General features: G+C 47.3%; 11 protein-coding genes. 8 read left to right on the forward strand and 3 right to left on the reverse strand.

Annotated elements, in window-relative coordinates:
• Window positions 1-314 precede the first annotated feature (314 nt).
• The 5 genes from nirB (at window position 315) to QUA07_RS26125 (ending at window position 7,875) form a co-directional block, all read left to right on the forward strand.
• Window positions 315-2,879 (forward strand): nitrite reductase large subunit NirB, encoded by a 2,565-nt coding sequence (gene nirB, locus QUA07_RS26105; protein ID WP_333331081.1) that lies wholly within the window; start codon window positions 315-317, stop codon window positions 2,877-2,879.
• A 179-nt stretch (window positions 2,880-3,058) separates the two neighbouring features.
• Entirely contained in the window at window positions 3,059-3,418 is a 360-nt protein-coding gene (gene nirD, locus QUA07_RS26110) for a nitrite reductase small subunit NirD (protein WP_333331083.1), read from the forward strand.
• Between the two features lie 185 nt (window positions 3,419-3,603).
• Complete coding sequence (locus tag QUA07_RS26115; protein ID WP_333331086.1) at window positions 3,604-5,730, forward strand: HEAT repeat domain-containing protein; 2,127 nt, start codon at window positions 3,604-3,606, stop codon at window positions 5,728-5,730.
• Between the two features lie 300 nt (window positions 5,731-6,030).
• Entirely contained in the window at window positions 6,031-6,561 is a 531-nt protein-coding gene (locus QUA07_RS26120) for a peptidoglycan-binding protein (protein ID WP_333331089.1), read from the forward strand.
• Window positions 6,562-6,792: 231 nt separating this feature from the next.
• Window positions 6,793-7,875, forward strand: a complete 1,083-nt coding sequence (locus QUA07_RS26125; RefSeq protein WP_333331092.1) for a patatin-like phospholipase family protein — start codon at window positions 6,793-6,795, stop codon at window positions 7,873-7,875.
• Here QUA07_RS26125 and QUA07_RS26130 read toward each other — a convergent pair.
• From QUA07_RS26130 to QUA07_RS26140, 3 genes are all read right to left on the reverse strand, one after another.
• Window positions 7,856-8,125 carry a hypothetical protein gene (locus QUA07_RS26130; protein WP_333331095.1) on the reverse strand — a complete coding sequence of 90 codons (270 nt, stop codon included), beginning with the start codon at window positions 8,123-8,125 and terminating at the stop codon, window positions 7,856-7,858. The two genes, QUA07_RS26125 and QUA07_RS26130, sit on opposite strands and share 20 nt — an antisense overlap.
• Window positions 8,126-8,134: 9 nt before the next feature.
• Complete coding sequence (locus tag QUA07_RS26135) at window positions 8,135-9,835, reverse strand: pentapeptide repeat-containing protein (protein ID WP_333331098.1); 1,701 nt, start codon at window positions 9,833-9,835, stop codon at window positions 8,135-8,137.
• Between the two features lie 287 nt (window positions 9,836-10,122).
• On the reverse strand, window positions 10,123-10,539 hold the full coding sequence (locus tag QUA07_RS26140; RefSeq protein ID WP_333331101.1) for a hypothetical protein: 417 nt from the start codon (window positions 10,537-10,539) through the stop codon (window positions 10,123-10,125).
• 50 nt (window positions 10,540-10,589) lie between these two features.
• Between QUA07_RS26140 and QUA07_RS26145 the strand changes: the two genes are divergently transcribed.
• Genes QUA07_RS26145 through QUA07_RS26155 form a run of 3 tightly spaced genes read left to right on the forward strand, consistent with a single transcriptional unit; the run spans window position 10,590 to window position 12,782 of the window.
• Window positions 10,590-10,745 carry a hypothetical protein gene (locus tag QUA07_RS26145; RefSeq protein ID WP_333075628.1) on the forward strand — a complete coding sequence of 52 codons (156 nt, stop codon included), beginning with the start codon at window positions 10,590-10,592 and terminating at the stop codon, window positions 10,743-10,745.
• Between the two features lie 49 nt (window positions 10,746-10,794).
• Window positions 10,795-12,564 carry a S8 family peptidase gene (locus tag QUA07_RS26150; RefSeq protein ID WP_333331104.1) on the forward strand — a complete coding sequence of 590 codons (1,770 nt, stop codon included), beginning with the start codon at window positions 10,795-10,797 and terminating at the stop codon, window positions 12,562-12,564.
• Window positions 12,561-12,782: a hypothetical protein gene (locus QUA07_RS26155; protein ID WP_333331106.1), complete on the forward strand. Its 222-nt coding sequence runs from the start codon at window positions 12,561-12,563 to the stop codon at window positions 12,780-12,782. The genes QUA07_RS26150 and QUA07_RS26155 overlap by 4 nt, the downstream gene beginning before the upstream one ends.
• Window positions 12,783-13,051: the final 269 nt, after the last annotated feature.

A 13,051-nucleotide genomic window follows, 5' to 3' on the forward strand; every position in this document is an offset into this window, starting at 1 on the left:
TGCACTCACTTTTTTCACTTCTCTATTTTATTGCGATCGCATTCCTCTTTAAAAACTGTCCGGAGTATTGTTAAATAATAATTAAAAATTATAAAAGTTTAGATTCCGTCCTAGTATAATACTAATCCTTTTGTCAAAAAGACTTAGGTGAAGCACCGTATTTACCTCGATCGCACACATCATGCAAAAATGCAATCGCGAGTATTCGACAATTGCATAAACCTCCATTTTTTGTATATATAAGTACAAAAGTTTACAATAAACTCTTATATTAATTAACCCAACGACTGATAAACGGGATAAAAGAGATTCTAATGACAGCCAAAAAAAACCTCATTGTAATCGGCAATGGCATGGTAGGTCACAAGTTCCTGGAGTTAATGGTGAGCTCGGATGCTGCCAAACACTGGAATTTAATTACTTTTTGTGAAGAACCGCGCGTTGCTTACGATCGCGTAAACCTCAGCGGATTTTTCTCTGGCAAAACAGCGGGAGATTTATCTTTAGTTGCACCGGGATTTTACCACACAAATGACATAAAGCTTTACATCGGTGACAAAGCAGTCGCCATTAACCGGGAACAAAAAACAGTCTCTTCAGCCAACGGTTTAGAAGTTCCCTACGACAAAATTGTTCTCGCGACCGGTTCCTATCCATTTGTGCCATCAATTAAAGGCAAAGACGCTACAGGAACTTTTGTTTACCGGACAATTGACGACCTGGAAGCGATGTCCGATTACGCTAAGAATTGCAAAAGTGGTGTAGTAATTGGCGGTGGTTTGTTAGGTCTAGAGTGTGCTAATGCTCTGCAAAATATCGGTCTCAAAACTCACGTTGTTGAGTTTGCCTCGCGGCTGATGCCCGTGCAAGTTGACGATATGGGCGGTGCAATTCTCCGCAGCAAAATAGAAGATTTGGGTGTCTCGGTTCATACCAGCAAATCTACCACAGAAATTGTCAGCGAAGATGGCAAAGTTACTAAAATGCTGTTTGCTGACGGTTCGGAATTGGCAACAGATATGATTGTGTTTTCTGCTGGCATTCGCCCCCGCGACGAAATTGCCAGAAGTTGCGGTATAGAAGTAGGAGAACGCGGTGGCATTGTGATTAATGATAGCTGCCAAACCTCCGATCCTGACATTTATGCGATCGGAGAATGTGCGCTGTATCAAAATCGCATCTACGGCTTAGTTGCGCCTGGGTATACAATGGCAAGCGTAGCAGCAGATATTTTGAGCATTGTAGCGGATGACGGGCAAGATGCCCGTTCCACAAGCACTTTTACAGGTGCGGATATGTCCACTAAACTCAAATTATTGGGGGTGGATGTCGCTAGTTTTGGTGATCCTTTCCCCAAGTCGGGCGATGTTAAAGAAATTGTTGTCACTGACACATTCCAAGGCATTTACAAAAAATTAGTTTTAAATCAAGACGGCAGCCGGATTTTAGGCGGAATTCTCGTGGGAGATGCTTCGGCTTACGGCACTTTGCTGCAATTCATGCAAAATGAAATTGCTCTGCCTCCGCATCCCGAAGATTTGTTAATGCCACCGCGAGAAGGGGGAGCACCGGCCAGCTTTGGAGTAGACAGTTTGCCGGATTCGGCTCAAATTTGTTCTTGCAATAATGTTACCAAAGGGCAGATTTGTGCAGCGATTCGCGATCATAATTTAACCGATGTTGCCAGCGTCAAGAAATGCACTCAAGCTGGTACGGGCTGTGGCGGCTGCGTGCCTTTGGTGACGGATATCTTCAAGTCGGAGATGAAGAAAGCTGGGTTTGCAGTCAAAAATAATCTCTGCGAACATTTTGAATATTCTCGTCAAGAATTGTATCATTTAGTGCGCTCTCAAGAAATTAAAACTTTTGAGGAGTTGATTGAAAGACACGGCAAAGGTAAGGGTTGCGAAATTTGCAAGCCTGCTGTTGGTTCGATGCTGGCTTCTACTTGGAATGACCATATTTTAGAGAAGTCTCACGTCGGTTTGCAAGATACGAACGATTACTTTTTGGCAAACATTCAGCGCGACGGTACTTATTCGGTGGTGCCGCGAATACCGGGGGGAGAAATTACGCCGGATAAGTTGATTGTTTTGGGTGAAGTTGCCAGAGATTTTGGGCTTTATACTAAGATTACTGGCGGACAACGGATTGATTTGTTTGGAGCTCGCGTGGATCAATTGCCGCATATTTGGCGTCGGTTGATTGATGCGGGATTTGAGTCGGGACACGCTTACGGTAAGGCTCTGCGTACTGTAAAATCTTGTGTTGGTAGCACTTGGTGCCGTTTTGGGGTGCAGGATTCTACGAGTTTGGCGATCGAGGTTGAATTGCGGTATCGTGGTTTGCGATCGCCCCACAAGCTCAAATCTGCTGTCTCTGGTTGCACTCGCGAATGCGCGGAAGCTCAAAGCAAGGATTTTGGGATAATTGCTACGGAAAACGGTTGGAATTTGTACGTGTGTGGCAACGGTGGTATTAAGCCACAGCACGCGGTTTTGCTGGCGACGGATATCGATAAGGAAACGCTGATTAAGTATATCGATCGATTCTTGGTTTTCTACATCCGCACCGCCGACAGATTGGAACGCACTGCTACTTGGTTGAACAAGCTTGAGGGCGGGATTGAATACTTGAAACAGGTGATAATTGAGGATTCTCTGGGCATTTGTGCTGAATTAGAAGCGCAGATGGAACATTTAGTGAATACTTATCAATGTGAGTGGAAAACGACGATTGAAGACCCACAAAAGGTGCAGCGGTTCCAGCATTTTGTGAATTCCGATTTGCCTGATCCGAGTATTGTTCGTGTTGCGGAACGGGGACAAACGCGGCCGGCTAACGAACATGAAAAGGCTCTGGTTGGAGTTTCGGAATAACCCCTCCCCAGCCCTCCCCTTGAATCAGGGGAGCGAGCAAGAATCTCGTTCCCAGGCAGAGCCTGGGAATGAATTCCGGGAGGCTCTGCCTCCTTTGGCGAGGCGAGGCAGAGCCTCGAAACCTACGTTCCCAGCCGGAGACTGGGAACGAGATTGAAGTAAAATAACAGGAAAAGAAGATGGTTCAATCATTACAAGTTTCGGATACTGTGACTACTTGGGTAGATGTGTGTTCTCTGGATGCGATCGCCCCTTATACTGGAGTTTGCGCTTTAGTTAAAGGCGAACAAGTGGCGATTTTCCGAGTGGGAAACGGGGATGAAGTTTATGCGCTTAGCAATTACGACCCGTTTAGCAAAGCTTTTGTTTTGTCGCGGGGAATTGTGGGCGATCGCAACGGGACTCTCAAAGTTGCTTCTCCCATTTACAAGCAAAACTTTAGTCTCACTACCGGGCAATGTCTAGATGATGAAACGGTAAAGATTCCTACTTTTGCGGTTCGGGTTGTAGTTGATCGCGTCCAAGTAGCTGTTAGTTAGATTCAGCGGCTTAATTGTTCGATCGCCATCCGCCACCACCTAACATTCCTGTGGGTGCTGGCGGATTTTGCATTGGGGCCCTCCCGACTCAGTATTTTTCGTCTAAAATAGAGTCGATTGGCTCCATACTCCAGCATCGCTCAAAAAAATCTCAACTAATATCCGAGCTGATGGGAGGATTGTCAATGCAAACAAACTTCAGCGAGCAGGGTATCGGTATGTTGTTAAAAAAACTTGTTTCCGAAAATAATCCCCAGACGGTAGCAGAGTTAATCCATGCCCAACTCAAAATCGGTCAACTGACTTGGGGCGAACTCAACATACAAGTTTTCGGCCAGCACTGGCGGGACGAATCTTTGCACGAAGTCCTCAGAGAAATTGCAGCTAAGCTCGACAAAGAAACAGCGAGCCAAATTATAGAATATCTCACAGAGCAAAACGGTCAACAAGCAAAATTTATTAATTTGTTTTTAGCAGCGCAATGCCTGTTAAAAGTTAAAAATGATGTTAATAAAAAAACCGCCAAAAAACTGTTAAGCGCTTTAAAAAAGTTATCGCAATACGGTACGGGTTTCCTGATTCTTTATCAAAGCGCTCAAGAGTTGCAGGAAACTTATCAAATTCGCAATCGATCGATCGCCGCGATCGCCCAAACTTGGAAAAACGACCCGCAAACCCTTCCCTGGTTGAAAATACTCGCTCACTCCACCGACTGTGGCGAAGTCCGATCCACAGCAGTCGAAGCAATAGCCCGTGGTTGGCCAGACCAGCCAGAAATTTACCTGATGCTCAAAAACCTCGCCAAATCCGATGGAAGCTGGGCAGTGCGATCGACCTGTGTGCGAGAAATGGCTTCTGGTTGGCCCGACACGAACGATACCTTGCCGCTGCTGACTGCCTTGGCTCAGTTTGATCAAAGTCCCGCAGTTCGCACCGCAGCACTCGAACAGTTGGCCTCTAATTGGCCCGATCGCACAGATACCTTGCTGCTGCTGAGAAGCGCCGCCGAATCCGACGAAAATTTGGGAGTACGAGTCTGTGCGTGGCAAGAAATAGCCAGAGGTTGGCACAGCCTTTTAGGCACCGCCTCCCTGCTCAAAAACCTTGCTCAGACAGGAAGTTCTATCCTGCGAACCGTAGCGGTGCGGGAGTTGGCAGCAGGCTGGCCCGCCACAGCCGACGTTTACCTGCTGCTGAAAACCCTAGCCGAATCCGACAGCAGTAAAGAAGTGCGGACAGCAGCCTTAGAAGAATTGGCCTCGCACTGGCCCGATGAACCAGACATTTACCTGCTGCTGAAGACTAAAGCCGAGTCCGACGCGAGTTCGAGCGTCCGGCGCTCAGCAGTGCAAGCAATTGCCTCTGGCTGGCCTGGGAACCCCGAAACTCTGACTTTTTTGAAAAATATAGCATTGGGCGATCGCGACGCCGACCTGCGAGAAATAGCCCTACAACAGATAGCAGCAGGTTGGCCCGACCACCCAGAAACCCTGCCCCTGCTGCAAAAAATAGCTGATTCCGAGGATTACTGGACTGTGCGGCAAGTAGTAGTGGAGGCTGTCGCCGCACTGGCGTCAGGCAGTCTCGAAGTCTTTGGCTGGTTGCAAAATCTCGCCGGGTCAGACAGACACCTGAACGTCCGAGAAACTGCGGTGGAAGAAATCGCAAAACGCTGGTCTCACCGGGGCGAGACGCTGCCTTTCCTCAAAACCCGGGTCGAGTTGGAGCATGATTCTCACCTGCTGAGCGTGCTGGTGCGATCGATCGTGCGGGGGTGGCCCGACGCCCCGGAAACCTTGTCTTGGCTGAAAATTCAGCTCGATTCTGGGGAAGCGCTAGTGCGGGAAGCGGCGGTGCTTGAACTCGCTTACAACTGGCCAGACAATCCTGAAACTTGGATGCTGCTGGAGGCTAAAGCAGAGGGCGATGAGAGTCCCGCTGTCAGGCAAATCGCTTTGCAAAACTTAGCGCGCGGGTGGACAAATCAGTCTCAAACTTTCGAGTGGCTCAAAAGTAGAGCTCAAAAAGATGAAGATTCGCAGGTGCGGGCGATCGCCCTGGTAGAGTTAATGCGGGGATGGAAAGACGAGCCGGGAATGTTTGAGTTTTTGCGCGATCGAACTTTGAGCGATCCTGAAAATCAAAACGGTTCTTTTCCTTACAATCCCAGATTTACAGCACTCGAAGCGATTATCGAACATTATCCCGAAAATCCGGGAGTTGTGCCTTTGTTGCGATCGCTTGCAGTTTCCGACGCCGAAGAGCAAGTGCGGGCCTTAGCGGGTCGCCGGCTACGCAGCCAAGACTGGTAAGTAGAAACAATCCTTTAGACACCTCGGAAAATTAATCATGCCTGCTCTTATTTCTGGAGTTTGATGAGGCTCCAACTTTAGACGTTTAGGCATAACTTGTCTTCCTTGCACTCTTAACATTCTTTCAGTATATCATTCCGGCGCAGCCCGAAGAGATATTAACAGTTAACACTGGGACTAACTCAAACGAGTGACACTCAAATGAGTGACACTCGAAAAAGTGACTGTGCGTTAACAAATCCCACCAGTTATACCTGAAATATCAAATACCAAAACTTAAATGTTGAGAGGAACCAAATTATGTACACCGAAGAAAGAAGCTTGAACAATGAAACTATGGCTCTCGTCGCCGAAACTACTTCTCAATCAACTCTGGCATTTGCTGAAACCACTGCAGGAAACAAACCCACATTACAAAGGGGTTCAACAGGTCAAGCTGTCAAGGAACTACAACAGCTTCTATATCATTGGGGTTATTATTCCGGGGCGATTGACGGTATTTTCGGCATCCAAGTTCACAACGGCGTCAAAGGCTATCAACACCGCGTCTTTTTACAAGAAGATGGGATTGTCGGCCCTATCACTTGGCAAGCACTATACTCTGGTGCACCTGTGAATATGCCGGTAGTCATGAAGGGCAGTTCTGGTAATGCTGTTAAAATTGTTCAGGATGTCTTGAAAATGAATGGATACTATTTCGGTTCCATTGACGGATTCTTCGGGGCGATGACAGATGTAGCAGTGCGACAATTGCAGCTCAGCAAGGCTTTACCGCAAGATGGAATTGTCGGCTACAAAACTTGGCACGCCCTCAGCAAGTTACGGCACTAATGACGGGTGGGATTCATATAAATTCCGGTTGTACTCAGAAAAGATTGTTGACTGTTGACTGTTGACGAGCGGGTCGAAAAACTGAATGGTTGAGTGCTAACTGTTGACTCGATTTGATTATTCCGATGCAACCGGAAACTATATGATGACGTTGGTTTTGGTATTTTGATGCTGTAGGACTTTGTTTCATTTCAGTTGATAATTTAAGCAATATCTAAAGGAGTACGTGTCATGGGTACTAAATTTAAGAGAAGAATTCTCTCAATTGATGGTGGTGGTATTCGGGGTATTATTCCTGCGATCGTTCTCAACTACATTGAAGAGCGCACAGGAAAACGCATAGCAACCATGTTTGATTTTATTGCAGGCACTTCAACAGGAGGAATTTTAGCACTGGGTTTAACTAAAAAGAACTCCGACTCTAGCATCAATCGTGAGCCAGAATATACCGCCGCCGAACTTGTAAATTTCTATCGTAAATATGGAGGAAAGATTTTTAATCAGAATATTCCACTGGATTTTGATGATCTGCTACAACCCAGGCACAAGCCACAAGGTAGGCAAGAAGTTTTAAAGGATCTTCTAGGTGAAGCTAAGATTGAAGACGCATTACGAGAAATTTTTATCCCGAGCTATGATATTGAACTGAGAGTACCAATTTTTTTTACAAGCAATCCGGACGCAGAGGAGATCAAGAGTTTTGATAGCCGGAAAGTATGTACGGGATTCAAAATGTGGGAAGCAGCAATGGCAACTTCTGCTGCACCGACATTCTTTCCACCCTACAAACTCGACACGGGACATCATACCGATGAGGGATATTACGCTTTGGTAGACGGCGGCATCTTGGCAAATAATCCTGCTTCACTTGCAATAATGGAGGCGATGATTTCTTACAAGAAAAAAACTCGTGAAGAACTACACCGTAAGGATACCCTTGTTGTTTCTTTGGGTACTGGCTCACTAACTAAGAAATATAAGTATAGAGACGCAAAAAATTGGGGACAAATCAAATGGGCACTTCCGTTACTTAACGTTTTTCTAGATGGTCAAAGCGAATCTGTTGCGTATCAGCTCAATCAGCTAATGGTGACTAAGGCCGACCAAGAAAATAACAGAAATTACTATCGTTTTCAACTTCCATTGAGTAGCGATAATGGTCACGATAAAATCGACAACGCAAGTCCCAGTAATATTGATCACCTTGAAGAGCGAGCTGAAAAACTGATTGAACACAGTAAGAAAGATTTGGATGAGTTGTGTAAGCTTTTGAAGGAGGAAACTGAACTATATTCTAATCAACCGGACAGTTAAATCGAGATCCGGCTGGAGGATTTTTAATGGGGGTAAGATTTGGTGTGTATTCATTCCCACCACAGGGCATCCCAAACCGCACCGCTTCCCCCATTACCGAACAGCGATCGCAATCCGAAGCCGTTTTGTCCCACATGAGCAACTGTTCCCGAAAAACTTGGTATTGCTTGCCCCGCTGCACGAGACTTGCAGTTTCCGACGCAGAAGAGCAAGTGCGGGTATTAGCTGCTCTCCGGCTTCCAGTGTTCACAATTAACTGTTAATAATCGCTCAAAAGGGCGATCGCATACCGCACCGCTTCCCCCATCATCGAACCACGAACGCGATCGGACGCCGTTTTCTCCCACGTGAGCAACTGTTCCCGAAAAACTGGGTCTTGCTTCGCCCGCTGCACGATCGCCTGACTGATAACTTTCTTTTGAATCTGCTCTGTTGGGATACCTTGCTGCTTCAAATAATCCAACAGCCGCTGCACGCTTTCGGAGAATTTATCCGGCGTCTGAGACATCAAAATAAACGAAATTTGGCGCACCATTCGCTGGTAGATTTCCTGTCTTCTTAGCAATACTTCCTTTTGGCTCGGCTCCGCATTGTTACTAGGAACAGCCAAGTCGAGCAAACTCAAAATTTCAGCGTCCTTGCCTAAAACCTTTTCCAACATATCTGGATAAAGCTCCAAAATGCGATCGCCCAAAATCTTGCCGTTCACCAAACGGTTCGCACTCAGCCGCAGTAAATTTTGTTCTCCCGCCGACTCAAAAAATTGAACGTTAAATTTGAGTTCGTGGCTTTCCAACTCCACCCGACGTAGCGTAAAAACCAAAGCCTCCCAATTAGGAGATTCATCAAAACACACCTTCACAATAGAACTGTCCTCTTGATGCTGCCGCCCCAATTCCCCCGACTCAAAATTGCGCTCGACCGGAAAGCGAGTTGCTGCCACTTTCGCAGTATAATCAAACTGAGTAAAAACATAGCTGCAGTCAACTCGTGAGAGATCGACATCTTGAACTTGCCAATTTTGAATGCAGCAACCCGTAAGCTGCGCCCCCTCCAAATTCGTCCGAATCAAACGGCACTCTATCAAACAAGCTTCTCTTAAATCCGCCTCACCCAACATCGCATCCATCAAATAAGCGCCACTCAAATCAGCTTTCCGCAAATCAGCACTTCGCAAATTAGCTTCGCTCAAATCTGCCCGCAGCAAATACACTCCTTGCAGGTTAGCTCGCAGCAAAAGTGCCTTCTTAAAACTCGCTTTCAATAAATAAGAACCCGCCAGATTAGCTCGACTCAAATCAGCGTTATCCAGCACCGCCTCAGTCAAATCCGCCCCCGCCAGCACAGCTCGGTGCAAGTCAGCGCCCGTCAGATTTGCCGATCGCATTTGAGCGCCATTCAAGTCAGCTTCAATCAAATTTACACCGAGTAAAATTGCCGATCGCAAATTCGCTTCTACCAAATGCGCTTCCCGCAAATTAGCACCCGTTAAATTAGCACCAACAAGACTGGCGCGGTTGAAATTCGCCTCCATCAATTCCGCCGTCATCAACTTCGCGCCGTCGAGTTTAGCCCCAGCAAAATTAATCTGGTCAGATTTAACTCTTTGAAGATTAGCACCACCCAAATCCGCTTCCGGGAACGCGGCCCAATTGAGTTCTGCTGCTTCCAAACAAGCAAGGCGCAAATCCGCTTTAGCAAGATTTGCCCCGCTCAAATTTGCCCCGCTCAGATTCGCCCCAGCCAGCCCCGCACTGCGGAGATCCGCGCGGCGCAAACAAGCCCCTATCAACTTGGCATTGCTCAAAAAAGACCAGCTCAAATTAGCACCGGTCAAGTTAGCACCAGTGAGGTCTATTTCTCGCAGGTTAACACCGCTTAAACTAGCGCCGCTGAGGTCAATGTGACCAAAGTTGCGCTCTCCTTGTTGATAGCGCTGTAAAAATTCTTGTGTTTGCATTCCGCTGATTGGGGGGCTGGCAATTTAGCTGTTTTAGGACGCGCGGGTCAATAACTTTAACTCTAAGGTGTGCACGGAACACGATCGGGCTAGGCAGGGGGAAACTACCTCTACTACTTACTGCCCGAACTCACGTCCTCCGGGTGATCCGTACCCCCTGTACTTTTATAGATAGCAGCTCAAAGGATTTGTTACGTAAGTTCTCTTTCTACTACCAGCTTGACAGACTTTTGTAACTTCAAGTAGCCGAGTTGATATCTGATACGCTGCCCCGCCGGAGAGTGTTTTTACCTAAAACGCTGCAATTCTTGCTGCAAGTGTTTTCCCCATTTAGTCGCTAGAGGAATTTCTGTAAAAGGAACTTGCACCGCAGGAGCATCTTTCAACAAAAATTCGAGGGCGATTGGACTTCCCGAATTCGGCGGTGACTCTAAATCAACTGCCTGAGAGTTGACTAACAACCGCAGCGACTGCACGTCTTTTAAAGAAAAAGTTTGCAAATTCACAGGCCCGCTGCGAGTAGGTTTTCCCCAAGTTAAACTGTCTTCTTGCTGACCGAGTACAGCATAAATATCGTACTTGGCTTTAGCGAATTGTTCGGCCCAGACGCGATAGGCTTCCAGCTTTTGATACTCGTTCCATCCAGCCCAAGCTAGCCCAATAAAAATTGCCAGCAGCGGCAGCCACATTAAACCTCTTTCCATGCAATACCCTTTTTGAAAATACTCGCTTGTTCAGTTTCTCATCTTCTCTAATGATACAATTAATTGAACTCCTCAAACTTGCTCTGCAATTTAAACTAGAAATTAGAGCGATTTTTGAGCGAGCAACAGCCACTGCCGAAAACTACCAAACGCTCGCGTGGGAGATATCCACAAGTCGCAGCAAGGAAAACTGGCGCTGGCGGTGAAAATTGGGTTATTGTGGTGAACACGCCTTCCCTAAACGGACGATCGGCAATGAAAAAGTTTTTCCTTCTGTGCTTATTTTTAATCGGGCTCGGCTGGGCGATTTCTAATTTCCCAGGACTTGCTACTCAAGGCACTTACGACTCGATTGTGCTGGATTTCCGCGAAGATTTGGGTGCTGCTGAGATTGCGAAAGAAGTAAATGCGATCGCCCAACAGTACCAAGTCGCACCGCAACTCAACAGCGAATTCTCAGCGGCAGACAATGTATATGTAGTTAAGGGCGATCGCACTTTGCTAAACGCCCTGAGAAAATCAAATTTGGCTAAAGATACCGAATACATTGAACCGAACTACGTCTATAGCGCTTTCGAGATTCCCAACGACCCCATGTATACCAAGCAGTGGAATCTCCGCAGTATCAACGTAGAATCTGCCTGGAACGAAACCAAAGGCAGTGGCACAACAGTAGCGATAATTGACACGGGTATTACTCCAGTCGCTGACTTAAAAGAAACCAAATTTGTACCGGGCTACGACTTTGTAAACGATCGCGCCGAAGCCTACGATGACAACGGCCACGGTACTCACGTCGCAGGTACTGTCGCCCAATCAACTAACAACAATTACGGCGTTGCGGGCATCGCCTACGAAGCAGCTTTAATGCCGCTAAAAGTGTTAAGCGGCAGCGGTGGCGGCACGGTTTCCGACATTGCCGAAGCGATCAAATTTGCTGCTGACAACGGTGCAGATGTTATCAACATGAGTCTCGGTGGTGGCGGTGAAAGTCAGTTAATGGAAGAGGCGATCGACTACGCCCACTCTAAAGGCGTTGTCATCATCGCAGCCGCCGGCAACTCCGGCGACAGTTCCGCTTCCTATCCCGCCCGCTATCCCCACGTCATCGGCGTTTCCGCCCTCGGCCCCGACGACGAAAAAGCCTCTTACTCGAATTTCGGCGCAGGGGTTGATATTGCAGCCCCCGGCGGTTCAGAAATGGGCAAGATCCTGCAAAGTACGATCGACCCGGAAACCGGCGCCGAAGTCTTTGAAGGCTACCAAGGCACTAGCATGGCTTCTCCGCACGTTGCCGCCGTTGCAGCCCTTGTCAAGGCCTCCGGCATCACAGAACCAGACGAAATTCGCAGCGTACTCTTGCAGTCCTCGCGAACTGTCACTGAAGATCCGTTAAACCATTTTGGTTCGGGACACCTAGACGCAGCCGCAGCAGTTCAGCTAGCCCAGCGCGGACAAATCAACTTCCGCGATTTCTTCCGCTGGCTGCGCGATAACGGCTATCTCAACCCCCGCTTTTGGATTGACGGCGGTGCAGTCGCCCTGTTGCCTAAAATTGCAATGGTGCTCGGTTCTTACCTGCTGGCTTTCTTTATGCGGAATTATTTTCCGTTCCAGTGGACTTGGGGCTTTTCCGGCGGCTTGATGGCTGGTAGTTCTGGGTTCTTTTTCCTGCGGAACTTGTTTGTATTTGACTTGCCGCAGTGGCCGATGCGGGTGATGGGCAGTTCTATTCCCGAACTCGGCGGTGCAATTAATGGCAGCAGTATGCTGAATCCCTTTTTTGCTAGCGTTTTGATTCCGGGGATTTTGATTGCTTTGCTGTTGGGACATCGAGAGTGGAAGTGGATTGCGATCGCAATTTCGATCGGTTTTGCCAGCAGTTTAGCGGTGAATGCTTTTGTGTCTCCCACAGTCTGGGGATTAGGCACAGGTTTGGTATCACAAACATTTTTGATTGTCAATGCTTTTCTGTGTTTCGGACTGGCGCGTTTAGCAATTAAAACAGAGGTGCGATCGGCATGAGTATTACTGTCAAAGGTGAAATTGAACGCAAAGGATTAGGCCCGGGTACTTGGGCATTGGTTGGCCAAGATGGGGAAACTTACGAACTTAAGGATGCTCCTTCTGAGTTGAAAAAAGCTGGTTTGAAAGTGAGTGTTAAAGGTGAAGTCCGCAAGGATGTGATGACGTTTGCTATGATCGGCCCGGTGCTTGAGGTGCAGTCTTTTGAAGTGTTGTAGGTTGATCGACTAATCCAGCTTTCGACCAAAAAAAACCCCGGCCCAAATTGGCTGGGGTTTATTAATCAGGGTGCATCTTTATTTACTTTCCAGTGGCTAGCACGATGTTCGGGAGAAATTTGATTTTTAACGGCAGATGCACGCAGATTAACGCGAATAATTTTTGATTTATTGAAATTTTGCTGTTTTGGCTGCAATACGAAAAAAAAACCCGGCCAAAATTGGTCGGGAGTTAATTAATCAGGGTGCATCTACTAATTTAGTCTCCG

The sequence above is a fragment of the Microcoleus sp. T3_A4 genome (assembly GCF_036700465.1).
Classification (GTDB): domain Bacteria; phylum Cyanobacteriota; class Cyanobacteriia; order Cyanobacteriales; family Microcoleaceae; genus Microcoleus.

Bases quoted from the DNA above. Each gene is read 5' to 3' on its own strand.
- nirB (WP_333331081.1), top strand. From the start codon at position 315: ATGACAGCCAAAAAAAACCTCATTGTAATCGGCAATGGCATGGTAGGT.
- nirD (WP_333331083.1), top strand. From the start codon at position 3,059: ATGGTTCAATCATTACAAGTTTCGGATACTGTGACTACTTGGGTAGAT.
- QUA07_RS26115 (WP_333331086.1), top strand. From the start codon at position 3,604: ATGCAAACAAACTTCAGCGAGCAGGGTATCGGTATGTTGTTAAAAAAA.
- QUA07_RS26120 (WP_333331089.1), top strand. From the start codon at position 6,031: ATGTACACCGAAGAAAGAAGCTTGAACAATGAAACTATGGCTCTCGTC.
- QUA07_RS26125 (WP_333331092.1), top strand. From the start codon at position 6,793: ATGGGTACTAAATTTAAGAGAAGAATTCTCTCAATTGATGGTGGTGGT.
- QUA07_RS26135 (WP_333331098.1), bottom strand. From the start codon at position 9,835: ATGCAAACACAAGAATTTTTACAGCGCTATCAACAAGGAGAGCGCAAC.
- QUA07_RS26140 (WP_333331101.1), bottom strand. From the start codon at position 10,539: ATGGAAAGAGGTTTAATGTGGCTGCCGCTGCTGGCAATTTTTATTGGG.
- QUA07_RS26145 (WP_333075628.1), top strand. From the start codon at position 10,590: ATGATACAATTAATTGAACTCCTCAAACTTGCTCTGCAATTTAAACTA.
- QUA07_RS26150 (WP_333331104.1), top strand. From the start codon at position 10,795: ATGAAAAAGTTTTTCCTTCTGTGCTTATTTTTAATCGGGCTCGGCTGG.
- QUA07_RS26155 (WP_333331106.1), top strand. From the start codon at position 12,561: ATGAGTATTACTGTCAAAGGTGAAATTGAACGCAAAGGATTAGGCCCG.